This is a genomic window from Variovorax sp. V118 (assembly GCF_041154445.1).
GTDB classification, from domain to species: Bacteria; Pseudomonadota; Gammaproteobacteria; order Burkholderiales; family Burkholderiaceae_C; genus Variovorax; species Variovorax boronicumulans.
This window is the reverse complement of sequence record NZ_AP028663.1, coordinates 3,010,572-3,035,846: the sequence shown is the minus strand read 5'-3', so window position 1 is coordinate 3,035,846 and position 25,275 is coordinate 3,010,572. Positions and strand designations below refer to the sequence as shown.

Genomic DNA, 25,275 nt, shown 5'->3' with positions numbered 1-25,275 from the left:
CCCGCCGCTCGCGCCTGGTCGTCGTGTTCGCTCGCAAGCGCTGCGTAGCCAGGTTCAATGTTGGCGCGCGTACCTCAGCGCCTGCTGCTGCGCGTGGCGACGCGCTTCCGAACGTGTGACATAGGGCTGCGTATCCAGGGGCAACTGCACCGGCTCACCCTGCGCCTGCCGGCAGGTCGCGGCGGGCTGGAAGAAGGCGCCCGACGGCAGGGCTTGCAGTTCGCAATGCCAGCCGCCCGCGTCGAGTGTCCACTTTCCGTTGGTGTCCATGGCGCGTCAGTGCGTCGCGGACCACGGGCCCGACATGCGACGGTCCAGCTCCGCAATGCCCACGTGGGACAGGTCGTTGTTCAGCGTGGCCTTGAGCCGTCGGGTGACCGGTTCACTTAACTGCGCTTTCAGTTCCCCCATGAAAGGGTTTGAGGCGAAAAGCGTGAGCGAGCCGTACTCGCCGGCCTTCACACCCGCGTCCAGCCGTTGGGCGATCTCCCTCGCGAAGCGCCGGTGTTCCTTACGCCGGGCGTCGCCGCGCGGCTCGAAATGGTTGGGGCCGCGGCTGCTGTCCGCAGCATGGCTGCCGGGGCGGTCGGACTCGAGCTCCCTGGCGTGCAGGCGACTTGCATCGTGCGCGAGGGTTGCGATCGGCACGAGGGGCGCATTGGCCGTGTCGCGGCGAAAGATGCGGGCCGACGCGGCATTGGCGATGACGATCCATTGGGTCTTCATGGCGGTTCCCGGAGGAAAGGGCGATGTCCAAGCCTAGGACGCGCATCCGCGGCGGGCGTTGCGCTAGATCAACTTCCTTTTTCCTTGCACGGGGCGCTCGCGTGGTGTGCCGAGCGTGCTTCGCTACGTTTCGTAAGAAGCGCATGAGCTCGTATCGGAAGCCCGCGACCTTGCGCTTACGCAATTGATCCGGATCGACGCCGCCAGACGATCCGCCGTTCGGGAGGCCCGAATGCGTGGTCGTTCCGAAGTCAACGCAGGAGCGGATCGCGCTCCTGCATGTATCCGTGTTTGAGCATGACCGAAAGGAAAATCATGAAGACAGATGCACAGTTGAAGACCGACGTGACCCACGAACTGGAGTGGGATCCCTCGGTCAACGCGACGAACGTCGGCGTGGCCGTGAAGAGCGGTGTCGTCACGCTGACAGGACACCTGGAAACCCATGCCGAGAAGTACGCGGTCGAACGCATCGTGCAACGGGTGCAGGGCGTTCAGGCGCTGGCCGTGGAGCTTGACGTCAAGTTGGCCCCCGGTCACAAGCGCAGCGACTCCGAGATTGCCGAGGCGGCCGAAGGGGCGCTGAAGTGGCATTCGGAAATTCCCAAGGACGGCATCCTGGTGCGTGTGGAAAAGGGGTGGGTCACGCTCAAGGGCGAGGTCGACTGGGATTTCCAGCGCCGTGCAGCTGCGCGCGCCGTGCAGTCGCTGATCGGAGTCGTCGGTGTTGCCAACAACATCACGCTGAAAGTGCACGCGACGCCGGCCGACATCTCGATTCGCATCCGCGAGGCACTGGAGCGCCATGCCCTGGACGAATCCAAGCGCATCGAGGTGGCGGTCAGTGGCTCCAAAGCCGTTCTGCGCGGAACCGTTCATTCCTGGGCGGAACGCCTGGCGGCGCAAGGGGCGGCATGGGCTGCGCCCGGCATCGCGAGCGTACAGAACGACCTCAGGGTGGTCTGATGTTCCCCAACGGCGACCGGGGCCCTTTCAGAAAAGGGCGTCGGCGCCGTCCATGGACGCGAGGTCGAGCATGAGCTGCTCCTCGCGTCCACTGGATTGATGCATCTCAAGTCCATGGCCGAAGCATGTATCCAGAATGGATCGGCACGCAACGCAACTGAGCAAAGGATGAAACCATGAACAGCATGACTCCCGAGGCCGTCACTGCATCGATCGACAAATCGAACGGGCCCTCGCATGGGAGCTTCGCCATTGGCGAGCAGATCAAGGATGGACTGCAACGCACGCGCGCACGCGCCGATGCGCTTCAGGCCGGTGCGATGCGCAAGGCGCGTGAAGCCACCGCATACACCGACGAGGCAATTCACCATCATCCGTATCGTGCGATAGGCATCGCAGCCGCGGCAGCGCTGGTCGTCGGCTTTCTTGCTGCCCGGCGCTGAATTTCACATCCCTGGCGGCGCCCTTGCCCCGGCGAGCGCCTGCGTTGCGGATCACGGCAACCCGTGCAGGGCAAGGAGCAGCTTGTGTATCGACGAATACTCGTGCCCATCGACGGCAGCCCGGCATCGATGCGTGGTGTCGAGGAAGCGATCCGTCTTGCCGGACCGCTGAAGGGCCAGATTCGGCTGCTCCATGCGATCGACGAGCTTTCCGTCGCGCAGGCCAGCTATGGCCTTGACGGAATGGAGGATCTTCGGGCGGAGGCGGCGCGGCTGCTCATGCGCAACGCCGATCGTGTGCGCCGCGCGCGGGTCGAAGTCGAGACCGTGCTCTATGACGAGGCAGGCCGGACGGTGGAGAGTCTCGTCGCAGAAGAGGCGAAAACATGGCGGGCCGACCTCATCGTCGCCGGGACGCATGGCCGCCGCGGCCTGGGCGAGGTCCTGCTGGGGAGTTGTGCGGAGCGGATCGTGCGCGGATCAACGGTTCCCGTGATGCTCGTGCATGCGACGGCGAACGAGGCGGCCGCCGCTGTCGGCTGAGCCGAATGGCCGGGCCGCCTTGCGGCCACGACGATGGCCCGCATCCTTGGATGCGCGCGCCATTTCGTGCGGGGGCCGAGCGCCGCTCAGCAAGACCCGCAGGCCCTCGGATCGTTGACGTGGTCAGGCCGCGGGTGGTGCGCGTCGCCGCCACGCCGGCGCGCAGGTCGGGGGGCATGCCGACCGGTGAACGGTGCGAAGGGGACGGAACCGTCCTGCGGCAGGGGAGGAGGCCGACGCGCAAGCGGCCGTGTCGCTGTAGCGCGTCCGTGGTCTGCCAGGCACCCCGGGGGCACTTCGTCGGGGCATCCGGGCAAGGAGGCCATCCCATTTCGAGGTGGCCATCTCATCTTCCGATACGCGTGGCCCAGGGTGTGTGCAAGGTCCAGCGCGTGAGCACGTTCGCGGCCAGCTGTCGGCAGCGCAGCGGCGAGGGTGTTCGGTCCATTGCGTACCTGTGGCCCGCACCCGTGCCGAAGCGCACATGGTCGCAATGGGCGATGCCGGCAGTTGGGCGCCGGGCCCCTTCGAAGACCGGGGCCGTGGCTACTGGATCTTCAGGATGTTGTGGTTGCCGCCTGCGCGCTTGGGCAGCGTCAGGCGCAACACGCCATCCTCGAGCTTGGCCACAGCCTTCTTGTCGTCGACTTCACTGGTCAGAGAGAAGCCGCGCGACACGCTGCCGTGGTAGGTTTCGCGGACGATGGAACGGCCGTGTTTCTTTTCCTCGTCCTTCTTGATCTCGGCGGAAATCGAGACATAGCTGCCGTCAACCGACACGCGCACGTCTTCCTTTTTCGCGCCGGGAATCTCGGCGGTGACAAGGTATTCCTTGTCGTTCTCTGTGACGTCGACGCGGATGTCTGCGGGCAGTTCGGTGTCGTCGAGCAGCTGCAGCGGCCGTGTCCAGCGGCGCAGCATCTCGGGGAAGAGGTTCTCGATACGGTCCAGGCGGGACAGTGCGGTGTTCATGCGCGGTGCTCCATGGATGAGTTGAGGGGCCTTCAATTTAGACAGTCGCGTCGCCGTCTTCGTTGCGCTGGATCAAGCGAGCGTGCTGTGACGTGAAGGCGGGGAAAGTGATGGTCTGGGCGGGGGCTGGTGAACTGCGGCGCAACGAAGACATCGCCCGGGGGCGCTCGCTACCTGTTGGAGCGCCTTGGCGGGTTCAGGCCGACGCGTGCGAGGTGCTTGCCGATGTCTTCAGCTGCATCACCATCCGCCGAAGGCCCGATGCGGGCGGCTCTTGCGGGTCGGCCTGGAAGCCCATGTCGGCCGAGAGCTTGAGCATGCGGGTGTTTTCGCGCATCACGAGGCCCACCAGCCGCTCGATGCCTCTATGGCGCGCATGTTCGATCACGTGTTCGAACAGCAGCCTGCCCAGCCCCTGGCCCTTGAGGTCGGAGCGCACGACGATCGCGAACTCGGCTTCCACGTTGTCAGGGTCGCTCACCGTACGGGCCACGCCCAGCGTCTGGGCCTGTCCCTGTGCATCAGTGGCCTCGGCGATGAAGGCCATCTCGCGGTCGTAGTCGATCTGGGTCAGGCGCGCGAGCTCACTGTGCAGCAACTCCTTGCGGGGAGAAAAGAACCGAAAACGGGTGTCCTGGGGATCCAGTGACGCGATGAAGCGCACGTGCTGAGGTTCGTCCTCGGGCCGGATCGGCCTGATCACGATTTCGCGGCCGCGCCAGGTCTGCGCACGCACCCATTGCGCGGGGTAGGGCAGGATCGCGAAACGTTCGGCGCCGCCCACCGGCGTGCGCGACACCCGCACGCGCGCGTCGAGCGCCAGTGCGCCGTCCTCGTCCAGCCACAGCGGATTGATGTCCAGTTCAGCCAGCTGCGGCAGGTCGGCGAGCATCTGCGACACCGCGACGAGCACGTCGTACAGTGCATCGAGCCGGGCCGGCGGATGGTCTCGAAAGCCCTTGAGCAGGCGCGCAACACGGGTGCGCGACACCAGTTCGCGCGCCAGCGCGCGGTTCAGCGGTGGCAGTGCGATGGCCGTATCGTTGACCACTTCGACGGCGGTGCCGCCCTGGCCGCAGAGGATCACAGGCCCGAAGACGCTGTCGATGCTCGCGCCGACGATGAGTTCCTGTGCATGCGGGCGGTGCACGGTGCGCTGCACCGTGAAGCCATCGATCCGGGCCAGCGGCCTGGCGTTCTGCACGGCCTCGAGCATCTCGCGCGCCGCATGGCCCAGGGCGGCCTCGTCGCACAGTCCGAGCCGCACGCCACCCACGTCCGACTTGTGGGTGATGTCGCGCGAGAGAATCTTCAGTGCCACCGGATAGCCCAGTCGGCGAGCGGCCTCGACGGCCGCCTCGGCCGTTGCCGCAACAGCCAGTGTGGGCACGGTCTCGATTCCGTAGGCCTGCAGCAGCGCCTTAGCTTCCTGCTCGCCCAGCCATTCGCGCTCATCGGCCAGCGCGGCATCCAGCGTCGCGCGGACCGCGGTGCGGTCGGGCACGGCGTTGCGCCCGGCGCTGGGCGTTTCCATCAGGCTCTCCTGGTTGCGCCGGTAGGTCTGCAGCATCGCGAAGGCGTGCACCGCCTCTTCGGGCGTGGCGTAGTCGGCCACGCCGGCGTCCTCGAAGAGCTTGCGCGCCTGCGCCACCGCGTCGCCACCGAGCCAGACGCTCATCACGCGCGAGGTGTGGCCGCGCACCAGGGGCAGGCAGGCGCGCGCAATGTCTTCGGCGCGCACGATGGCTGTCGGCGCATGCATGAAGAGCACCGCCCCGGCCGAGTCGTCGGCCAGCAGTGCGGACAGCGTCTGGGCATAGCGCTCGACCGGCGCGTCGCCGATGATGTCGATGGGGTTCGCATGCGACCAGTGCGAGGGCAGCACCGCGTTGAGACGGGACTGCAGATCCGCGCCGGGGTCGCCAAGCATGACGCCTTCGCGCGCCGCCACATCGGCGGCCATGACGCCGGCACCACCACCATTGGTCATGACCGTGAGCGTGTCGTGTCGATTGGCGCGGAATCGCGACAGCGTCTGTGCAGCGATGAAGAGCTCTTGCAGGGTGTCCACGCGCAGCATGCCGGCGCGCCTGATGGCGGCGTCGTAGACGGTGTCCGAACCCGCCAGTGCGCCAGTATGCGAAGCCGCGGCCTTGACGCCGTTGCCTGCGCGCCCGGCCTTGACCACGATCACCGGCTTGTTGCGTGCGGCCGCCCTTGCGGCCGACATGAACTTGCGCGGAGATTCGATCGACTCCACGTACAGCAGGATCGAGCGCGTGTGCGCATCGCTGGCCAGGTGGTCCAGCAGATCACCGAAGTCGACGTCGCAGTGGTCGCCCAAGGAGATCAGGTGCGACAGACCTACCCCGCGACTGCGCGTCCAGTCGAGTACCGCCGTGACTAGGGCGCCCGACTGCGAAACAAAGGCCATGTCGCCCGCGATGGCATCCGTGTGCGCGAAGCTGGCGTTCAGGCCGATGTGGGGGCTGAGCAGGCCCAGGCAGTTGGGGCCCAGCAGCCGAAGCGTGTAGGGGCGGGCGGCCTCCAGCGCAGCCTGCTTGTGCTGCGCACTCAGCCCGGCCGTGATGATCGCCACCGCCCGGGTGCCCAGCGCGCCCAGCTGCGCGACCAGCGGCGCAACGGTGGCCGCCGGCGTGCAGATCAACGCCAGATCGGGGGCGGTGGGCAGGTGTGTCGCACTGGAGAAGATCGGCACGCCATCGAGCGCGCCGTGCTTCGGGTTCACGCCGTAGACCGGTCCGGCGAAGCCGCCGGCCCGAAGGTTGCGCCAGACCGTCGCGCCGACGCTGCCGGGCCGATTGGATGCACCGAATACGGCAACGGAAGCCGGCGACAGCAGGCGGTCGAGATGGCGAGTGCTCAAGACAAGCTCCGAAGTGGTCGCACCATGGTGCCGGGCAGTACCGGCCCATGGCTTGATAAACGTCAAGTCGTCGCCACGGCGCAGGTGCAAGATCTGGGTTCGCAGGACTCCCTCATGCACGCCCATTCCTCTCAGGTCGCGCTCCATGCCGCCGACATTTGATCCGTGGCGCGCGTACGTGGTCGCGGCCGAAGTGTCGATGGCCACGCAGGCCTCGGCCGAATCGCTTGCCGCCTTGCGTGCGCAGCGCCTCGCCGCACTCCTTGCAAGTGCGGCCGTGCACTCGCCGAGGTATCGGCGCCTGCTGGCCGGTTGCGATCCGGCCACGGTGCGGCTGGAAGATCTGCCTGTGTCGCACAAGGCTGAGTTGATGCGCGACTTCGAGGGCTGGGTGGCCGATCCGGCGCTCTCGCTGCAGGCGCTGCGCCGCTTCGTTGCCGATCCTGTGAACATCGCGGCGGATTTTCTCGGCCATTACACCGTGTGGGAAAGCTCGGGCAGCACTGGCGAGCCTGCGATCTTCGTGCAGGATGCGAGGGCCATGGCGGTGTATGACGCCCTGGAGGCGCTGCGCCGTCCGCAACTGCGACCTGTCGAGCGTCTGCTCGACCCATGGAGCCTCACCGAACGCATCGCTTTCGTCGGTGCGACCGACGGGCATTTCGCCAGCACGGTGTCGGTTGAGCGCCTGCGGCGCCTGCAACCGGGCCTCGCGCAGCGTCTGCAGGGCTTTTCCTTCCTGCAGCCGCTGGACAGGCTGTGCGCCGAGCTCGATGCTTTCGCCCCGACGGTTGTGGCCACCTATCCCAGTGCCGCGGTGCTGCTGGCGGAGGAACGGCAGGCCGGCCGCCTGAGGGCGGCGCCGCGCGAGATCTGGACCGGCGGCGAGACGCTGTCGGCCGCCAGCCGTGCGTTCGTGCGGCACGCCTTTGCCTGCCCGGTGGCCAACAGTTACGGTGCATCGGAGTTTCTGTCCTTGGCTTTCGAGTGCCCCTTGGGTGTGTTGCACCTGAACAGCGACTGGGCGATCCTCGAGCCGATCGATGCGCATGGCCGCTGCGTGCCGCCCGGCCATGCCGGCGTCACGACCTTGCTGACCAACCTGGCGAATCACCTGCAACCGTTGATTCGCTACGACCTGGGCGACCGGGTCACCCTTCGGGAGGCGTGCTGCGACTGCGGCTCGCATCTGCCGGCCATCGACGTGCGGGGGCGCGACGACGATACGCTGCGCCTGGCGGGCGCGGCCGGAATGCCGGCGGTGAAGGTGGTGCCGCTGGCCGTGAGCACGGTGCTCGAGGAGGAAGCGGGGTTGTTCGACTTCCAGCTGGTGCAGCAGGGGCCGCGCGACCTGCTGCTGAAGACCCGCGGGCAGGGGGAAAAGGCCGGCAGGACGCTGCGCAAGGCGCACACCGTGCTGGCGGCCTTTCTCGAGGGGCAGGGCGCGCAGGGCATCCACATCCATTGCCGCGGCGGGCAAAGCGCCCAGTACGGGCGCAGCGGCAAAATCCGGCGGGTGATCTCGCAGTCCGACGCAGCGTGGCCGCCATGTTGACCTGCAAGGCCTTCGGTTGGCGCGATCTGCACCATCGCGCGGTTTGCTTCCCCGCGCCGGAGCGACCGGGCCGCGCCCAGGAGAAGCCGATGAAGTTCGTGCATGTTCTTTTCGCTTCGAGTGCCGTGCTGGCACTGGCGGCCTGCCAAGGGTTTCCCGAGCGCGCACCGGCCGGCAGCCTGCTCACGGGCGCGCTCGCCGGCGCTGCGCCGGGCAGCGTGGCAGCCAGGGCAATGGACGACAGCGATCGGCGCCGTGCGGCGATCGCGCTGGACACGGCGTCCGATGGCAAGCCCTCGGCCTGGCGCAATCACGAGACAGGCAACAGCTTCGTGTTCACGCCCACGCACAGCTTCGCGCGGGCCGGCTCCCAGTGCCGCGACTTCAAGCTCGAGGTGGTGGCCGGCGCACGACCCGACAGCATCGGCGCCAGCGCATGTCGTCAGGCCGACGGTTCCTGGCGCGTCCGCGGCTGACGCCGGGCAGGGGCGTGGGCCGTGGCTCAGTCTGGTCAGTGCGCCATCCAGACCGGGACCGTGGCTGCTTCCAGTACCGTGCGGGTGACCCCTCCAAGGACGAGCTCGCGCGCACGGCTGTGACCGTAGGCGCCCATGACGATCAGTTCGGCGCCGAGCTTGTCTGCCAGCGAGAGCAACGCTTCGCCCTGATGCCTGCCTTCCAATGGCCGATGCTCCTGCACCTGCTTGATGCCGTGCAGGCGCAGGTAGTCCCGCAGCCGGGCGATCGGTGCGACGGGGTCGTCACGGTCCGAAGACGCCACCAGATGGACCGCCTTCGCCGATCGAAGCAAGGGGACGGCGGTGCTGAGGGCGTGGGCCGATTCGCGCGTCGGACGCCAGGCGACCAGCACCGTCTGCGGGCTTGGACCTACCCTGCCGGCAGATGGGACGACCAGCGCCGGCTTGCCACTTCCCAGAACGACCGCCTCGACGAAATCGCCAGGCACGTCGAAGCCGGCGGTGTCCCGCGGGTTGCGCTGTCCCAGCACCATGAGATCGCAGGTAAACGCGCCGCGGATGAAGCGCTCTATAACAGGCTCGCCGCGCAATTCGCGCCAGTCGCTGCGGTTGGGCTGATCCTGCAGAAGCCGCTCGAACACGGCCGCGGCATGGGCCCGGTGCTCGCGGTCGATCTCGCCGGCCATGGACATGGGCGGGAGCCCGCCCGTTATCGGAAGCACTGCCAGCACGCTCGGAGATACGGCGAAGAACGCGGTCAACGCCGACTCGTGCACGGCGGCAAAGCGATGCGCCAGGCGCAGCCGCACCTCGGCGCGCTCGGTGCCGTCCAGGTGCACGAGGATCGAACGCAGCGAGTTCATTTCACAGGCCTTGCGTGGCAGACACGGGCCCCGGGGCCGCCGCGGCCGATGCGGATGCCGTGCCCGCGGTGTCGAACCAGCGGCAGGTCGAGTCGGCGCCGAATCTGGCGGGCCCTCGCTCGTGCAGGAAGCCTCGAAGGAGGTGCCCCCGTGCGTCCAGCGGGATGCCGGCGGAGCGAAGCAGGGCGATGCGCCCCGGTTCCGTGGTCCCGAAAGGAATCCGGACGGCGATGTCGGGCATTCGATAACTGCGTGCCATGCCTTGTACCTTCTTGGATGCGTGGCGCTTCGCGCCGGCAGTGTCGTGCGATGTAGATGCGATGCGGGTGAACTCACTCTAGAAGTTCGCCATCTCTGGTGTCTTGCGCTGGATCAAGGCTGTGAGAGGGCATGCGCTCATCATGGGCGGCCACACATGAATTCCCGGGGGATGTCCATGACAGGCGATACCGTCGACCATCCGCTTCCTGGCGCGCTGCCGGCGCAGTCAATCAGCCAAGACGTGCTGATGGAGAAATACGCTCGGGCGGGCGAGCATTGCGTGGACGACATCCATCGCCGCGTGGCACGCGCGCTGGCTCAGGCCGAGAAGCCTGAGGGCCGTCAGGCCTGGGAGTTGCGCTTTCGCCAGGCCTTGCAAGACGGCTTCCTGCCCGCGGGGCGCATCCACTCGGCGGCTGGCACGGCGCTGGCCGCCACCCTGATCAATTGTTTCGTTCAGCCTGTGGGCGACTCGATCACCGGGGATGACGAAGGGCATCCGGGCATCTACATCGCACTGGCCGAAGCCGCTGAGACCATGCGCCGCGGCGGTGGCGTGGGCTACGATTTCTCCCGCATCCGCCCGCGCGGTGCCTGGGTGGCGGGCACACAGTCGAGCGCGTCGGGTCCGGTGCCGTTCATGCGGGTGTTCGACTGTTCCTGCGAGACCGTGGAATCGGCCGGCTCGCGACGCGGCGCCCAGATGGGGGTGCTGCGTTGCGATCATCCGGACATCGAGGACTTCATCGATGCGAAGGACCACGCGGGGTTGACCAACTTCAACCTGTCGGTGGGGCTGACGGACGCCTTCCTGCAGGCGGTGTGCGACGACCGGATCGTCGAGCTGGTGCACCGGGCCCCGCCCGGGCCGCGCATCCGCACCGACGCCCAGCATCGGCGCGGCGACGGGCTGTGGGTGTACGGCACCCGGTCCGCGCGGGCACTGTGGGACCGGATCATGCGATCGGCCTACACGCACGCAGAGCCCGGTGCCTTGTTCCTGGATCGCATCAACGTCGACAACAACTTGTCCTGGTGTGAGACGCTCGTGGCCACCAATCCGTGTGGCGAGCAGCCCCTGCCGCCCTACGGGGCCTGCTGCCTCGGGTCGATCGACCTGACCCGCTTCGTGAAAGATCCGTTCGAGCCGGCCGCGCGTTTCGACGAGGAGGGGTTCTCGCGCCTGACGGGCGTGGCCGTGCGCATGCTGGACAACGTGCTTGATGTCACCGCCTGGCCATTGGAGCGCCAGCGCCAGGAGGCGCTGGGCAAGCGGCGCATCGGGCTGGGCTTCACGGGGCTGGGCGATGCGCTGGTGATGCTCAACCTGCGCTACGACGCTGCCGAGGGGCGCCACGCCGCGCAGCGCATCGCCCAACTGCTGCGGGACGCGGCCTACGCCGCATCGTGCGAACTTGCCCGTGAGCGCGGCGCCTTTCCTCTTTTCGACGCCGATCCCTACCTGGGCCGAAACACCTTCGCCTCGCGCTTGCCCGAGCCGCAAAAGGCGCGGATTCGTGCGCACGGCATCCGCAACTCGCACCTGCTGTCGATCGCGCCGGCCGGCACCATCAGTCTGGCGTTCGCGGACAACGCGAGCAATGGCATCGAGCCGGCGTACGCCTGGACCTTCGCGCGACACAGGCGCTTGCCCGAGGGTGGGATCGAGGAGTACGCGGTCGAGGACCATGCGCTGCGCCTGTATCGCCGGCTCAAGGGGCCCCAGGCGCCACTGGGCCCGGCCTTCGTCGCGGCGCTGCAGATGAGCGCCCGCGCGCATGTGGAGATGGTGGCGGCCGTGGCGCCGTTCATCGATGCCGCCATCTCCAAGACCGTCAACGTGCCCGCCGACTGCGCCTACGAGGAATTCAAGGACCTGTACATGAACGCCTGGCGGCGCGGGCTCAAGGGCCTGACGACATACCGGCCGAATGCCCGACTTGGCGCAGTGCTGAAGGAGATACGGCCGCGCTCGACGTGCGAGGGGTGCACGACGCCCGTCGCGTCGGGCTGACGTCGCGCGATCCCCGCAGACCGCGCGCATGTGGCGGCGTCACGGCCTGGCAAGCCAGATGGCGGCGGCGCATGCACAGGCCAGGCTCGTCGCCAGGGCGGCTGCCACGCGCAGCGCGTAGCGGCTGCCGCCGGTTGCCAGTGCCACTGCGCAGCGCGCGAGGGTGTTGGTCCCGATGGCCACGAGCACGCCGATGACGAAACGGTCGGTCGACAGCGTGCCGGCCGCGTGCAGCGAGGCGAGCGAGGCCACCGGCGCGTGCGCGTCGACCAGCGCCCCGAGCGCAACGCCGATCTGCAGGCCGGCGTCACCGAAGTGCCGCTGCGCCGTGCCCACCAGCAACGCGACCATCGCCAATGCAAGGGCAACGGCAAGTGCCTCGCGCGGGCGCAGCGCGCTGCGGGTGCTCGCGGGCGCTTCGGGCGCGACGGACGGCGGGGGCGACAGCAGCGGAAGAAGGCCCACCGCTGCTGCGCCGGCCGCACCGGCCAGCGCCACCGGCAGCAACGCGAGGCCGGCTGGCGGCGACAGCGCGGCCGTCATGGTCAGGGCCAGCACCCAGGTGGCCACGGCGGAGAGGGCCGCGGCGCCGGCCAGCAACGCGGTGTGCTGAGGCTGCTCGCGCGCACGGTTGCCAAAGGAGGCGACGGTGGCCGTGCTCGAGACGAACCCCGATGCGAAACCCGCGCCCAGCAAGCCGCCGCGCACGCCGAGCCAGCGCGCTGCGGCCTGTCCCGCGGCCTGGATCGCCATGATCAGAAGCACCATCGCCGCCAGCGGTCTGGGCGCGATGCCGCCCAGCATCTCGATCGGCCGGGATGGAATGAACGGCAGAACGATCAGGGCGAGCGCGGCCAGCAGGACGCCATCGTGAAGCTCCTGCTCGCTGAGCAGCTGCGTGGCGAACCGGTGCAGCCTGCGGCGCGCCGCCAGCAGCAGTGCCAGGCCGGAGCCACAGGCGGCTCCGAGCGACGGCGCGACCACGCACAGCACCCCGATCAGGTAGGTGGCGAAGAGGGCCAGCTCGGTGGTCATGCCCGGGTCGCGCGATCGACTCTTCCAGTGCGAGACGAGCGCCAGCGCCGCGACGAGCGCTGCGCCGATGGGAGCGAGCGCCGGGACCGGCACCCACTGTGCCACGGCACCGCTCAAGGCGGCGATGGCGAACGTGCGCAAGCCCGCCGCCTCCCGCCGGTCGCCATCGCCCTTGCGGCGTTCGCGCTCGATGCCGACGATGAGGCCGATGCCCAGCGCCACGGCCAGGCCGACGATCGCTTCCGGTGGGCGCGGCGTGTTCATGCCGGCAGTGTCGCGCCAGGCGACGCCGCGTCAAGACGCCGCGCCCGCGCGGCCGGTCGCCCGGGCACGCGGGCTTGATCTTTCGCAAAGCAGGGTGAGGGCGCGGTGCGCAGGATGGTTCCATCTGCCGCTCCAGGGCCGCGTTGTCCGGCCGAACACCATGTCCAGAAGACTCCTCCTGCTGCAGGGCCACCCGGATGCGTCGGCCTCGCATCTTGGTCACGCACTGGCCGACGCCTACGCAGCGGGTGCGCAGGCGGGCGACCACGAGGTGCGGCTCATCCGGATCGCAGAACTGGACTTTCCCCTGCTGCGCAGCAAGGCGGCCTGGGACACGCAGGCTGTGCCTGCGACCCTGCAGCCCGCGCAGGATTCGATCCTGTGGGCCGAGCACATCGTGCTTTTCTTTCCGCTGTGGCTCGGCGGCATGCCGGCCGTTGCCAGAGGCTTCCTCGAGCAGGTGCTTCGCCCCGGGTTCGCGCTTGCGCGCCCGGCGCAGGGCCACGTAGGCGCCAAGCTCCTGACGGGCCGCTCGGCGCGCATCGTCGTGACCATGGGAATGCCTGCGCTGGTCTACCGCTGGTACTTCCGCGCCCACAGCCTGAAGGCGCTGGAGCGCAACATCTTCGGTTTCGTGGGCATTGCGCCGGTCCACGAAACGCTGGTCGGCCTGGTCGAAAGCATGAGCGACGCCCAGCGTGGACAGTGGCTGCGCCGCTTCGAAGCGATGGGGCGCGAGGGCCGCTAAGGTTCGTCCTCGCGGCCACGCGGGGATTCCTTGCGTTTTCTCAAGCATCCGGCACGCACGGGCGCCTAACGTAGGGGCATGAAAGCACTCGTCTACAGGGGCCCCGGCCTCAAAGCGCTCGAAGACTGCCCCAAGCCGGAGGTTCAGGCCCCGGGTGACGCCGTCGTCCGGATTCTCAAGACGACCATCTGCGGCACCGACCTGCACATCCTCAAGGGGGATGTGCCGACCTGCACGCCGGGGCGCATCCTTGGCCACGAGGGCGTGGGCGTGGTCGAGAGCGTCGGCGCCGGCGTGACGGCCTTTCGCTCGGGCGACCATGTGCTGATCTCATGCATCTCGTCGTGCGGCAAGTGCGACAACTGCCGCCGCGGCATGTACTCGCACTGCGCCACCGGCGGCTGGATCCTGGGCCACACGATCGACGGCACGCAAGCCGAGTACGTGCGCATTCCGCATGCCGACACCAGCCTCTACCCGATACCCGCCGGTGCGGACGAAGAGGCGCTGGTGATGCTCAGCGACATTCTGCCGACGGGCTTCGAATGCGGCGTGCTCAACGGCAAGGTCGCCCCTGGCTGTACCGTGGCCATCGTGGGCGCGGGGCCGATCGGCCTGGCCACGCTGCTCACGGCCCAGTTCTATTCGCCCTCGCAGATCATCGTGGTCGACCTGGATGACGCCCGGCTCGAGGTCGCGCGCCGCTTCGGTGCGACGCACACGGTCAACAGCAGCGACGCCAAGGCGGCCGAGGCCGTGCTCGCGTTGACCGGTGGACGCGGCGTCGACGTGTCGATCGAGGCCGTGGGAATACCCGCCACCTTTGTGCTGTGCCAGGACATCGTGGCGCCGGGTGGAACCATCGCGAACATCGGCGTTCACGGTCATTCGGCCGAGCTTCACCTGGAGCGACTGTGGTCGCAGAACATCGCGATCACCACGCGACTGGTGGACACCGTGTCTACGCCAATGCTCCTGAAGACCGTGCAATCGCGCAAGGTGGATCCGGCCCGGCTGATCACGCACCGCTTCAAGCTGGACCAGGTGATGGACGCCTATGACACGTTCGGGCGCGCGGCGCAGACGCACGCGCTCAAGGTCATCATCGAGGCCTAGTACGGGGTCTGCGCCCCGGCAGCTTCCTGTCGCCCATTCGGCATTCCTTGCATCGGATTCCCATGTCGCTCTTCCACGCCGTCGTACGGATCGATCATCACACCGCGCAAGTCCTTCAGTTCGATGCGACGCAGGCTCTGGCGCAACAGGTGAGGGAACATGTCCGCTGCACGCGCCAACACGGCAGCCACGTGCGCAGCGAGCACGAGTTCTTCGACCAGGTGTGCGATGCGACGAAGGGCATCGCCGAGGTGCTGGTCGTAGGCTCCCACACAGCGTTGGCCGACTTTCGCCGTTATGTGGAGCAACACCGCGCCGAAACAGCGCTTCGCATCGTGGGCTGGGAGACGGCGGATCACATGAGCACCAACGAACTGGTTGCGATGGCGCGCCGCTACTTTCGCGCGCACGAAGGCATGGCAACGCCCATGAAGGCGGGCTGAAGGGGTGGCCGTGAAGACGACACGCCACCCAGGGGCTTCCTCGGGCACGCTGCTCGCGTTCATGCTGGTGCTTGCGGCAGTCGGATCTGCTCACGCACAGGTGGCCGGAGCCATTCGATCGGCCCGCACGGTGACCGAGACCGAGCAAGTGGTCGCAGGCTGGAGCGTCAGGCAGAGCCTCCTCGGGCGGCCCGTGTACAACGCAGTGGGTGATCGTCTCGGCAAGGCGCTCGACCTGATCGTGGACACGGACAAGCGCGTGACATTCCTGATCCTCGACATGGGACGCGGCGCCCCTGGAGCCGCTCAGCACCTGGTCGCCGTGCCCGCGTCGCAACTGCAGGTGCGCGGCGCACGCGTCGTGCTGCCCGACGCTGCACGCCAGACGCTGGCACTGCAGCCCGTTTTCGTGCATGCGCCGATCACCCGTACGCAGAGTCCTGCCGTCGAGCAGGCGCAGCAGGACATCGACAAGGCCCGCCAGACCATCGCGTCGATCGAGCGCGGGTCCATACAAGGCGACGGGCAGGCCAGGGCGCAATCCGAACGCAAACTCCTCGCCCTGCGCCAGGGCCACAAAGCCGTCCAGGACAAGCTGGACGAGATGGACAGCGCCAGCGCGGCGCAATGGCAGACCGTGGAAGCCGAGATCCGGCAGGCCTCGGCGCGCCTGCGCGGCGCAATCCGCGACGCATCGAACTGAAGTGAAAACCGCGCCGCGGCTTGATGTGCGTCAAGCGCGTCTTGCGATGCGTTTCTAGGATGGATCCTTGTTCTCGGAGACATGTCATATGCCCAACGATGCTTTTTCGACGACACCGGCGCACCCGACGCCCGCCGGGGCCGACTATTTCCGGACGGTGGCGGACTTGCAGATGGCCCTCGTCAAGGGCGCATGGCTGGTGCAGCGCCAACAGTGGGAAGCGATGGCCGCCTGGCAAAGGGCGGTCGCCGCCGTGCAGCGCGAGCTCACGGATCAGTGGATCTGCCGGTTTGGTGGCGGCGTGCCGCTGGACGGCTAGATTGAGGTCGGGCCGCGGGAGATCCATGATGCTGTCGCTTTCCTTGCGCAACATGCTGAACGGTATCGGCGAGCGGGCCTCAACGCGCTTTGCCGTCGTCATGCCCGACGGCAGCCGCTATCCCGTCGGCGAGGGCATCCCGGTCTTCACCATCACATTCCATACCGAGGCAGCGGTGTTCGCCACCGCCACGCGGGGCCATATCGGATTGATGGAGGCCTACTTCGATCAGGAGGTCGACGTCCAGGGTGATTTCGGTGCCGCCCTGGCCGCCGGGATGGCCGCGGGCCTCGACCAAAATGCAGGGGCGCTCAACGGCATTGAGAATAGCCTGCACGAGCTGCGTCACTCCAACCGCGACCCAGCCCAGGCCAAGGCCAATGCCCGCGCGCATTACGGCCTGGGCACCGGCTTTTACCGTCCGTGGCTCGACGATCCGCTGATGATGTACACCTGCGGTTACTGGCCCGAGGGCACTCGCAGCCTGGAGGAGGCGCAGCGCCGCAAGATCGACCACGTATGCCGCAAGATACTGCTGCAGCCCGAAGACCGCTTCATCGACATCGGCTGCGGCTTTGGCGGCTTCATGTTCCGTGCGCAGGAAAAGATCGGTGCCACAGGCGTGGGCCTGAACACCACCACCGAGCAGGTCGAGTGGCTGCGCGACGAGATCGAACGGCGTGGACTGGAAGTGTCGTTGCAGGTGCGTGAAGCCGATTTTCGCGACGTTGACGAGCAATACGACAAGGTGGTCTCCATCGGCACGCTGGAACACGCGGGGCGCGACCAGTTGCCTGAAGTGATCCGCGCGCATGCGCAGTTCCTGAAACCCGGCGGGCTTGGCATCCTGCACTTCATCGGCCACATGGGGCGTTTCGAGACGGAGCTGTTCATTCGCAAGCACGTGTTTCCTGGCGGCTGGATTCCGAGCCTGGCGGACGTGATCGTGGAGATGGAGCGCAGTGGCCTGGAGGTGCTGGACATCGAGAACCTGCGTCGGCACTATGCGCCCACGCTCGACGCCTGGGCCGAGCGTTTCGAAGCGCATTGGCCCGTGATCCAGGCCCAGGACCCGCAGCGCTTCAACGAGCGCTTCCGTCGCGTCTGGCGCACGTACCTGATCGGCTGCGCCGAGATGTTCCGTTCGCCCGCGGGCTATACGCACCTGTTTCAGATCGTCTTCAGCAAGGGCAACGTCACGCCGCACGGCTACCCGATGGGCCGGGGACACCTGTATGGGCCCGAGCGCTGAGCGTCTGGCCCATGAGGCGCGCAGGCGCCGCATTCTGGCGGTGCTGAGCGACGAAGGCGCGGACACCGCGGCACCGATTGCGCTGGCCAAGCGCACGTCGAATCTCTTTCGCGACCGGGAAGCCGGCCCGCGCCGGCGTATCGATCTGACGGACTTCGACCATGTCATTGACATCGACACCGCGCGCAACACCGTTGAAGTCGAAGGCATGGCGACCTACGAGTGCTTGGCGGCCGCCACGCTGCAGCACGGCATGATGCCGGCGGTGGTGCCCCAGCTCAAGACCATCACGGTGGGCGGCGCGGTGGCGGGCGTGGGCATCGAGGCGACCTCAATGCACCAGGGTCTGGTCCATCACTCGATGCTGGCGCTTGACGTGCTTCTGCCGAGCGGTCACCTCGTCCATTGCACGCCGTACAACGCGCATCGCGATCTGTTTTTCGGTTTTCCCAATTCCTATGGCTCTCTCGGCTACGCGCTGCGTCTCGTGCTGCGCACGCTGCCCGTGCAGCCCTTTGTTCGCGTGGCGCACGTCGCCTTCGACGATCCCCAGAGGTTCTTCTCGGCGCTGGCCGCGGCCTGCCAGAGCGATACCGACTTCGTCGACGGCGTGGTGTTCGGTCGTCGGTCGCTGGTGCTGAACCTCGCCCGCTTCGAGGATGACGCCCCCTGGCTGAGCAACTACGAGTTCGAGGGCATCTACTATCGCTCGCTGCTTCAGAGGTCGGTCGACCACCTGAGCGTGCACGACTATCTCTGGCGCTGGGATACGGACTGGTTTTGGTGCTCGCGCAAATTCGGGGCGCAGAATCCGTTGGTGCGCCGGTTGTTCGGCCGCAAGCGGCTGAACTCCCGCACCTACACCCGGCTCATGCGCCTGAATGCGCGCTGGGGGGTGACCCGGCGCTTGGCGCAATGGCGCGGGCTTCACACGGAGTCAGTGATCCAGGACGTCGATATTCCGGCGCATGCGGCGACCGCCTTTCTCGACTTCCTGCAGCGCGAGATCGGCATCCTGCCGATCTGGATCTGCCCGCTGCGCGTGCCCGACCCGGGGGCGGTCTTTACGCTGTATCCGCTCCAGGCGGGCACGCTGTACATCAATTTCGGTTTCTGGGACGTGCTCGAGCACCGCGAGGTGTACGAGCCGGGCCATTTCAACCGCCTGATCGAGCGGGAAGTGTTGCGCCTGGGCGGTATCAAGTCGCTCTATTCGGACAGCTTCTTCACCCGCGACGAGTTCGACCAAGCCTACGGAATGCAAGCCTACGCCGGGCTCAAGCGACGCTATGACCCGCAGGGCCGCGCACCGGATCTTTTCGACAAGTGCGTGCGCAGGCGCTGAATTCGCGCCGACCCGTCGCGGGCTTGATCGCCGTCAATGCGCATGCAGGCCCGGTGTCAGAACATGGCCCCCGACGTTCATCCACCGCGCGCCGCTTGCGGCGCACCACCGTTGCGAGGGCCCCATGAATTTCAAGACCATCCTCGTGCATCTGGACCATTCGGTGCGCAGTCCCGTGCGCGCCGCGATGGCCGCCCGATGGGCGCGGGCGCACGGGAGCCACCTGACCGGGCTGCTGCCCACAGGCCTGAGCGACGGCGTGATTCCTGCCGATGCCATCGCCTCCGGCATGAGCGACTACATCGCCGAGTCGGCCGACTACTTGCGCCATCGCGCTGAAGCCATCGCCCGGGAGTTCCGAGAGGCTGTTGCCGGGACCGGCCCCATGTCCTACGAAGTGCGGATGGTCGATGGCGACACGGTGGACGCCGTGGTGCGCCATGGGCGTGTGAGCGACCTTGTGGTGATCGGACAAAGTGACGATTCGAACAGGACGGACACCATCGTTCGTGCGCTCGCCGAGCACGTGCTCATGGACGTGGGGCGGCCGGTCATGGTCGTGCCGTCGGCCGGCACGTTCTATGAGGTTCCCAAGCGCATCCTGGTGGGCTGGGACGGCTCGCGCGAAGCCGCCGTGGCCGTGCAGGCGGCGTTGCCGGCGTTGCGTCGCGCTGCACGGGTCACACTCGTGTCGCTGCGCCATTCGAACGATGAAGACAATGCACAGCGGTTGCTGACGGCGGACATGGTCCAGTACCTGCTGCGCCATGGCGTACAGGCGCGCGCCGAGTCGCAGGTGACCGAGATCGACATCGCGGACTCGCTACTGTCGCGCATCTCGGACCTGGACGCGGACCTGCTCGTGATGGGCGGCTATGGCCATTCGCGCCTGCGGGAGCGCGTTCTGGGGGGGGTGACGCGGCAGGTCCTCGCGCAGATGACGGTGCCGGTCCTGATGGCGCACTGAAGTGGTCGCCCGCGCCGACGCCTGGCTCGAGGGCCTGGATCGTCTTGCGCGCGACGAGAGCCGCACGCGTGTGCGCGTGGGTGACATCGTGGCCGCAGCAGGCGAGGGCGGCCTCACGGCGGCGATCCTGTGCTTCGCACTGCCCAATGTGCTGCCTTCGCTGCCGGGCATGTCAAGCGTGCTCGGCGCGCCGCTGCTGCTGCTGACCGCGCAGCAGCTTCTGGGACGCCCTGCGTGGCTGCCGCGCTGGATGGCCGGCCTTTCCATCTCCCGCATGCACCTAAAAGCCGTCATGGCGCGGCTGGTCGCGCTGGTTGCGTGCGGCCGCGGCATCAGCCGCCCGAGGCTGCATGCGTTCACCGGGCCGTCCGCCATGCGGTTTGCCGGCGGTCTAGGTTGCGTGCTAGCGATGCTCCTGGCACTTCCGCTGCCGCTGGTCAACATGCCGATTGGCATGGCGCTGAGCCTGCTGTCGTTCGGAGGGTTGAACGGCGACGGACTGGCCGTGCTGCTGGGCTTTGCCGTCGGTTTCGTTTCGCTGGCGCTGGCCGCCGGCGTGATCTGGGGCACGTGGGGGCTGCTTTGACGTAGGTCAAGATGGCGGCGGGCGGCGGTGGCACGCTCGGCACGAGCCAACGAGGAACCGCCGTGCCCGACAACTCGCCCCCAGGCCTGACCGACGAGCAAGCCGCGCTGCGGCTGCGCAGCGACGGACCGAACGTGCTGCCTTCGGCATCCCGCAGGGGATTGATCCGCATCGCCTGGAGCGCGCTGACGCAACCGATGTTCCTGTTGCTGCTGGCGACGGCGGCGCTCTATGCGCTGCTGGGCAACCTGGGTGACGCCGGCATGCTCGCGGTCTCGGTGCTGCTGGTGGGGGGGCTGTCGATCTACCAGGAACAGCGTACCGAGCGTGTGCTTGAGGCGCTGAAGGACCTGTCCAGCCCCCGCTACACGGTCGTGCGTGAGGGGCGTGCGCTGCACATCGCGAGTCGCGAATTGGTGCGCGGCGACCGGCTGCTGGTGAACGAGGGCGACCGGCTGTCCGCCGATGCGCGAATTCTGGAGGCCGTGGGGCTGCAGGTCGACGAGTCCCTGTGCACCGGCGAGTCGATGCCCCAGAGCAAGCATGCGGGTGACGGTGGCGGCGCAGACGAAGACAAGGATGACAGTGGCCGGCTTTTCGCGGGCAGCCTGGTGGTGCGCGGCGACGGTGTGGCCGAGGTGAGCGCCACCGGCGCGCAATCGACGCTGGGCAGCATCCACCGCTCGATCGCGCAGCTCGGGCCCCGTGCCAGCCGGTTGCAGGATGAATTGCGTCAACTCGTGGGGCGTGTCGCCTGGCTCGCGGTCTTCACGTGCGTCGTCGCGGCCATGGTGTTCGCGCTGCGTGAAGGTTCATGGACACAGGGCCTGCTTGTCGGACTGACCCTGGCGATGTCGTTGATTCCCGAGGAATTTGCCGTGGTCTGGAGCGTAATGCTGGCCCTGGGCAGTTGGCGGCTGGCCAAATCGAACGTACTCACCCGTCAGCCGCAAGCCATCGAGGCGCTGGGCACCACCACAGTCCTGTGTGTGGACAAGACGGGAACGCTGACGCACAACCGCATGACGCTGGCGCTCCTGCATGACGGTGAGGTGCAGTGCAACCCGGCCGGCGAGGCTCCGCCCCCGCGCTTTCACCGCCTGTTGTCCGGCGCACTGCACGCGAGCTGCACAGGCGGGATCGAGCCCATGGACCATGCGGTGCGCAGCATGGCTCAAGCGGCCGGCCTGAGCGAGGTCGATGCGGACTGGAGACCCGGGGCGCGCCGGGGCATCCGCGAAGGGGCGCCCTATGTCGTGCACTGGTGGCACGCGGCCGGCGAGTGCGGGCAGACGGTGGCGGTCAAGGGGGCTGCGGAGGCGGTGCTGGCGCTTTGCGATGCCGATGCGGTGCGCATGCAGCGGCTGCGCGAGAGCGCCGAGCGCTGGAGCGCGGCCGGCCTTCGGGTGCTTGCGGTGGCCCAGGGGCATGCCGAACAGGCCGGTGACGATGGTGCCCTGCCCGAAGGGATTTCCTTGGCACCGCTGGGACTGCTTGGCTTCATGGACCCCTTGCGCGAGGAGGTCCCCGGCGCCATCGAGGAGTGTCGGCGCGCGGGGGTGCGCGTGGTCATGATCACGGGCGATGCGGCCCTCACGGCCCGGTCGATCGCGCGACAGGCTGGGCTGGTCGACGGGGGCCAGGCGCAAGTGCTGACTGGCAAGGCGCTGGCCGCGATGGACGACGAGACCTTGCGTCGCTGCGTGCGCGAGGTCCAGGTGTTCGCGCGAGTCGACCCCACGCAGAAGCTGCGCATCGTGCGAGCGCTCCAACAGCAAGGCGACATCGTGGCGATGACCGGTGACGGCGTTAACGATGCCCCCGCGCTCAAGGCGGCCGACATCGGCGTGGCGATGGGCCAGCGCGGCACCGACGTGGCACGCGAAGCTGCCTCACTGGTGCTGCTGGACGACAATTTCGCCTCGCTCGTGGAGGCGGTGCGCGCCGGTCGGCGCATTTTCACCAACCTGCGCAAGGCGCTGGGGTATCTCTTCGCTGTACATGTCCCGATCGTCGGCGTGGCGCTGATCCCGGTGGTGATGGGGGGACCGGTGCTGCTGCTGCCTCTGCACGTGGTGTTGCTGGAGCTGCTGATCGATCCGGCTTGCTCGCTGGTGTTCGAGGCCGAGCCCGCGCCCGACGACAGCATGACGGTGCCGCCGCGGCGCCGCGAGGATGTGCTGTTCTCGTTGGCCTTGGCGGTGCGCGCGTTCACGATGGGCGCGCTGGTCTTCATCGGCGTGGCGGCGGTCCAGTGGGGCTGCCGCGTCTTGGGCGCCACGCACGAGGAACTGCGCATGGCGAGCCTCGGGTCGATCGTGCTGGGCAACTTGCTGCTGCTCCTGTGGTTTCGCGGGTCAGGTGTCCGCGTGGCGCATACCAACACGGTGTTTCATGCGTTGCTCATCGGGGTATGCGTGGTCTGGGGACTGCTGACGGCGGTGCCGGGCGTGGGGAGCGCATTTGGGCTGCCGGGCGCATCGTCGCCATGGGCCCTGTGGGTCGTCTTGCCCGCCAGCTGGGCGCTGTGGCGGATCTTCTCCGTGTCTCGGCGTCATTGAACTGCAGGCGCGTCGCATGGACACCACCTTGGTCGAGGCGTTGCGCGAAGCGCTGCGGCGCGAGACCGGGCAGCCGGTCGCGCTGGTCGAAACGCACATCTCCTGGGTTCTGCTAACGCAGACGCTTGCCCTCAAGCTCAAGAAACCGGTGCGCCTGCCGTTCCTGGACTTCGGCAGCGTTCAGGCCCGTAAGCATTTCTGCGACGAGGAACTGCGCCTGAACCGGCGCTTCGCGCCCACGTTGTATCTGGACGTGGCGCCGGTTTGCGGCACGCGCCACGCACCGCGGATCGGCGCAGACGGCACACCGATCGACCATGTGGTGCGGATGCGGCGGTTTCCGGCGTCGTCGCTTCTGAGCGACCTGCTTGCGACCGACCGGCTTCAATCCGCGCAGCTGGACGACCTGGCGCGGCGGCTTGCCGCCTTGCACGCCAGCGCCCAGCGTGCGACACCGGTGTCCGATTTCGGCAGTCCCGAGCAAGTCGTTCGTGCCGTCACTCACGTGTTGACCGCATTGCAGGCACAGGGAGGCGACAGTCGTCTCGCCGCGCTGGATACATGGATGCGGGAGCAGCGCCAGGCGCTGCGCATGGCCTGGATCGCCCGCCTGCATAGCGGTGCGGTACGTGATTGTCATGGCGACCTGCACATGGCCAACGTGGTTTTGCTCGAGGGGCAGCTCGTGCCCTTCGACTGCATCGAGTTTGACCCAGTGCTGCGCTGGATCGACGTGATGAGCGACACCGCCTTTCTCACCATGGATCTGAAGGCCCACGGCCGAGCCGACCTGGCATTCCGCTTCCTCGATACATGGTTGCAGTACAGCGGCGATTACCCGGGGCTGCAGGTATGGCGGTTCTACGAGGCATACAGAGCACTGGTGCGCGCCATGACCTGCGGCCTGGGGCCGCGAGACCAGCGCGAGGCGCTGCAGCCGGACTACATCGGATGCGCGGCGCAGTTGGTGCAGCAAGCTGGGGGCGGCGCACGACTGATGATCACGCATGGCTTCTCCGGTTCAGGAAAATCCAGCATCGCCTCGCAACTATTGTGCGCTGCGGGTGCTGTTCGCCTGCGCTCGGACGTGGAGAGAAAGCGCCTGCACGGCCTCGAGCCGCTGGCGCGCTCGGGTGACCTGTGGCTCGACATCTACGACGCGCAGGCGACCCGCAGGACGTTCGAACGGCTGCAGGCCTGTGCGCGTGATGCACTGCTGGCGGGCTACCCGGTGATCGTGGACGCAGCCTTCCTGCGCAGCGCTCAACGGCATCGCTTCAAGGCGCTGGCCACTGAACTGCGCGTGCCGTTCACCATCCTGCATTGTCGCGCCGACATGGCCGAGCTGCGCCGCCGGGTAGGCATGCGGGATGCTGCCGGCACGGACGCCTCGGAGGCTGGACTGGCCGTGCTGGAGCGCCAGCTGCAGAGCCACGATCCGCTGGACGCCCACGAGCGTGGCCTGAGCATCGAGGTTTGCACGCAGGAGTTCGTGGACATCGCCCAGATCGAGGCGCGCTGGCGCGCCGCTGCCCCGGGCCGGTAAAACTTTACTGGCTGGCGAGCATTCCGCCAGGAAGGGTGAACCGCTCGTGCTCGGCCTTGGCCTCCTCGGGGGCGCGCACCAGCAGCACCGGCACGGGGGCCATGCGCAGGATGTGTTCCGCGCTGCTGCCCATCACCCAGCGCCCGAGGCCCCGGCGGCCGTGGGTGCCGATCACGATCAGGTCCGCCTTGCAGGCCTGTACCTGCGCGACGATTTGGTCGTGCACGGTGCCCTTAAATTGGTCCAGCAGCACGGTGTCGGCTTCGATGCCCGCCTCGACCGCCTTCGCCCGCGCGGCCTCCAGCAACTTCACGGCGTTGCCGCGCAGCTCTTCGAGCCAGTTTCCGGCAATGCCCGCGTAGGCGTCCATGGCGAGGGCGAACGACAACTCGTCAATGACATGCGCTAGGCGCAGGCGCCCGCCGGTCAACTTCGCCAGCTGGATGGCTTCGTCCAGCCCGCGGTTGGACGTGGAACTGCCGTCGATGGGGACAAGAATTCGCTGGTACATGGCGCGACTCCGGTATGTGGAAGAGGGCGCTCCAGTATCGCGAGCGGGGCATCGTGCGGCTTGATGCCGATCAAGCATGCGTGTGATCGCCATGAGGAATTGATCTGGAACAAGTCCTCGGCGCACCGGCAGCGCGACCCTTCGAGCATGTCCGGAAGTCGCTCAAGCCT

23 protein-coding genes and 1 pseudogene are annotated in these 25,275 nt (G+C 67.7%); 17 read left to right on the top strand and 7 right to left on the bottom strand.

Going from position 1 to position 25,275, the window contains the following annotated elements; all coding sequences use genetic code 11:
• Positions 1 to 54: 54 nt before the first annotated feature.
• Both ACAM52_RS14055 and ACAM52_RS14050 read right to left on the bottom strand, forming a co-directional pair.
• Positions 55 to 270, bottom strand: a complete 216-nt coding sequence (locus ACAM52_RS14055; protein WP_369647375.1) for a hypothetical protein — start codon at positions 268 to 270, stop codon at positions 55 to 57.
• Between the two features lie 6 nt (positions 271 to 276).
• On the bottom strand, positions 277 to 726 hold the full coding sequence (locus tag ACAM52_RS14050; protein WP_369647374.1) for a host attachment protein: 450 nt from the start codon (positions 724 to 726) through the stop codon (positions 277 to 279).
• Positions 727 to 1,041: 315 nt separating this feature from the next.
• Between ACAM52_RS14050 and ACAM52_RS14045 the strand changes: the two genes are divergently transcribed.
• The 3 genes from ACAM52_RS14045 (at position 1,042) to ACAM52_RS14035 (ending at position 2,678) form a co-directional block, all read left to right on the top strand.
• The gene (locus tag ACAM52_RS14045; protein ID WP_369647373.1) at positions 1,042 to 1,692 is read left to right on the top strand and encodes a BON domain-containing protein; all 651 of its coding nucleotides are present in this window, start codon (positions 1,042 to 1,044) and stop codon (positions 1,690 to 1,692) included.
• A 176-nt stretch (positions 1,693 to 1,868) separates the two neighbouring features.
• Entirely contained in the window at positions 1,869 to 2,135 is a 267-nt protein-coding gene (locus ACAM52_RS14040) for a hypothetical protein (protein WP_369647372.1), read from the top strand.
• 102 nt (positions 2,136 to 2,237) lie between these two features.
• On the top strand, positions 2,238 to 2,678 hold the full coding sequence (locus ACAM52_RS14035; RefSeq protein WP_369647371.1) for a universal stress protein: 441 nt from the start codon (positions 2,238 to 2,240) through the stop codon (positions 2,676 to 2,678).
• 546 nt (positions 2,679 to 3,224) lie between these two features.
• Here ACAM52_RS14035 and ACAM52_RS14030 read toward each other — a convergent pair.
• Positions 3,225 to 3,650, bottom strand: coding sequence for an Hsp20/alpha crystallin family protein (locus ACAM52_RS14030; RefSeq protein ID WP_369647370.1), 426 nt, complete (start codon positions 3,648 to 3,650; stop codon positions 3,225 to 3,227).
• Between the two features lie 196 nt (positions 3,651 to 3,846).
• Positions 3,847 to 6,537, bottom strand: coding sequence for a GNAT family N-acetyltransferase (locus tag ACAM52_RS14025; RefSeq protein ID WP_369647369.1), 2,691 nt, complete (start codon positions 6,535 to 6,537; stop codon positions 3,847 to 3,849).
• A 145-nt stretch (positions 6,538 to 6,682) separates the two neighbouring features.
• Here ACAM52_RS14025 and ACAM52_RS14020 point away from each other — a divergent pair, with 145 nt between their 5' ends.
• Both ACAM52_RS14020 and ACAM52_RS14015 read left to right on the top strand, forming a co-directional pair.
• Positions 6,683 to 8,092, top strand: a complete 1,410-nt coding sequence (locus tag ACAM52_RS14020; protein ID WP_369647368.1) for a phenylacetate--CoA ligase family protein — start codon at positions 6,683 to 6,685, stop codon at positions 8,090 to 8,092.
• Complete coding sequence (locus ACAM52_RS14015; RefSeq protein ID WP_369647367.1) at positions 8,086 to 8,568, top strand: RT0821/Lpp0805 family surface protein; 483 nt, start codon at positions 8,086 to 8,088, stop codon at positions 8,566 to 8,568. Before ACAM52_RS14020 ends, ACAM52_RS14015 begins: the two co-directional genes overlap by 7 nt.
• Positions 8,569 to 8,603: 35 nt before the next feature.
• Here the strand turns inward: ACAM52_RS14015 and ACAM52_RS14010 are convergent, their stop codons facing one another.
• The gene (locus tag ACAM52_RS14010; RefSeq protein ID WP_369647366.1) at positions 8,604 to 9,434 is read right to left on the bottom strand and encodes a universal stress protein; all 831 of its coding nucleotides are present in this window, start codon (positions 9,432 to 9,434) and stop codon (positions 8,604 to 8,606) included.
• A gap of 436 nt (positions 9,435 to 9,870) precedes the next feature.
• On the opposite strand from ACAM52_RS14010, the pseudogene ACAM52_RS14005 reads away from it, so the two are divergent.
• Positions 9,871 to 11,649: pseudogene (locus ACAM52_RS14005) on the top strand (adenosylcobalamin-dependent ribonucleoside-diphosphate reductase); the annotation flags it as partial.
• Positions 11,650 to 11,748: 99 nt separating this feature from the next.
• Here the strand turns inward: ACAM52_RS14005 and ACAM52_RS14000 are convergent.
• Positions 11,749 to 13,008: an MgtC/SapB family protein gene (locus tag ACAM52_RS14000; RefSeq protein WP_369647365.1), complete on the bottom strand. Its 1,260-nt coding sequence runs from the start codon at positions 13,006 to 13,008 to the stop codon at positions 11,749 to 11,751.
• Between the two features lie 160 nt (positions 13,009 to 13,168).
• Between ACAM52_RS14000 and ACAM52_RS13995 the strand changes: the two genes are divergently transcribed.
• The 11 genes from ACAM52_RS13995 to ACAM52_RS13945 all read left to right on the top strand — a co-directional run bounded on the left by ACAM52_RS13995 (position 13,169) and on the right by ACAM52_RS13945 (position 24,594).
• A complete protein-coding gene (locus tag ACAM52_RS13995) occupies positions 13,169 to 13,756 on the top strand; it encodes an NAD(P)H-dependent oxidoreductase (RefSeq protein ID WP_369647364.1) in 588 nt (195 codons plus the stop codon).
• Between the two features lie 78 nt (positions 13,757 to 13,834).
• The gene (locus tag ACAM52_RS13990) at positions 13,835 to 14,872 is read left to right on the top strand and encodes a zinc-dependent alcohol dehydrogenase family protein (protein WP_354344224.1); all 1,038 of its coding nucleotides are present in this window, start codon (positions 13,835 to 13,837) and stop codon (positions 14,870 to 14,872) included.
• A gap of 62 nt (positions 14,873 to 14,934) precedes the next feature.
• Positions 14,935 to 15,315 (top strand): hypothetical protein, encoded by a 381-nt coding sequence (locus ACAM52_RS13985; protein ID WP_369647363.1) that lies wholly within the window; start codon positions 14,935 to 14,937, stop codon positions 15,313 to 15,315.
• Positions 15,316 to 15,325: 10 nt separating this feature from the next.
• Entirely contained in the window at positions 15,326 to 16,018 is a 693-nt protein-coding gene (locus ACAM52_RS13980; RefSeq protein WP_369647362.1) for a PRC-barrel domain-containing protein, read from the top strand.
• An 88-nt stretch (positions 16,019 to 16,106) separates the two neighbouring features.
• A complete protein-coding gene (locus ACAM52_RS13975; protein WP_369647361.1) occupies positions 16,107 to 16,337 on the top strand; it encodes a hypothetical protein in 231 nt (76 codons plus the stop codon).
• A 25-nt stretch (positions 16,338 to 16,362) separates the two neighbouring features.
• On the top strand, positions 16,363 to 17,589 hold the full coding sequence (locus ACAM52_RS13970; protein ID WP_369647360.1) for a class I SAM-dependent methyltransferase: 1,227 nt from the start codon (positions 16,363 to 16,365) through the stop codon (positions 17,587 to 17,589).
• Positions 17,573 to 18,934: an FAD-binding oxidoreductase gene (locus tag ACAM52_RS13965; protein ID WP_369647359.1), complete on the top strand. Its 1,362-nt coding sequence runs from the start codon at positions 17,573 to 17,575 to the stop codon at positions 18,932 to 18,934. Before ACAM52_RS13970 ends, ACAM52_RS13965 begins: the two co-directional genes overlap by 17 nt.
• Positions 18,935 to 19,058: 124 nt before the next feature.
• The gene (locus ACAM52_RS13960; protein WP_369647358.1) at positions 19,059 to 19,901 is read left to right on the top strand and encodes a universal stress protein; all 843 of its coding nucleotides are present in this window, start codon (positions 19,059 to 19,061) and stop codon (positions 19,899 to 19,901) included.
• Between the two features lies 1 nt (position 19,902).
• Positions 19,903 to 20,487 carry an exopolysaccharide biosynthesis protein gene (locus ACAM52_RS13955; RefSeq protein ID WP_369647357.1) on the top strand — a complete coding sequence of 195 codons (585 nt, stop codon included), beginning with the start codon at positions 19,903 to 19,905 and terminating at the stop codon, positions 20,485 to 20,487.
• Positions 20,488 to 20,549: 62 nt separating this feature from the next.
• The gene (locus ACAM52_RS13950) at positions 20,550 to 23,048 is read left to right on the top strand and encodes a cation-translocating P-type ATPase (RefSeq protein ID WP_369647356.1); all 2,499 of its coding nucleotides are present in this window, start codon (positions 20,550 to 20,552) and stop codon (positions 23,046 to 23,048) included.
• Positions 23,049 to 23,064: 16 nt separating this feature from the next.
• Entirely contained in the window at positions 23,065 to 24,594 is a 1,530-nt protein-coding gene (locus ACAM52_RS13945) for an AAA family ATPase (protein WP_369647355.1), read from the top strand.
• Positions 24,595 to 24,598: 4 nt separating this feature from the next.
• Here ACAM52_RS13945 and ACAM52_RS13940 read toward each other — a convergent pair whose 3' ends face one another.
• On the bottom strand, positions 24,599 to 25,105 hold the full coding sequence (locus ACAM52_RS13940) for a universal stress protein (protein ID WP_369647354.1): 507 nt from the start codon (positions 25,103 to 25,105) through the stop codon (positions 24,599 to 24,601).
• Positions 25,106 to 25,275: the final 170 nt, after the last annotated feature.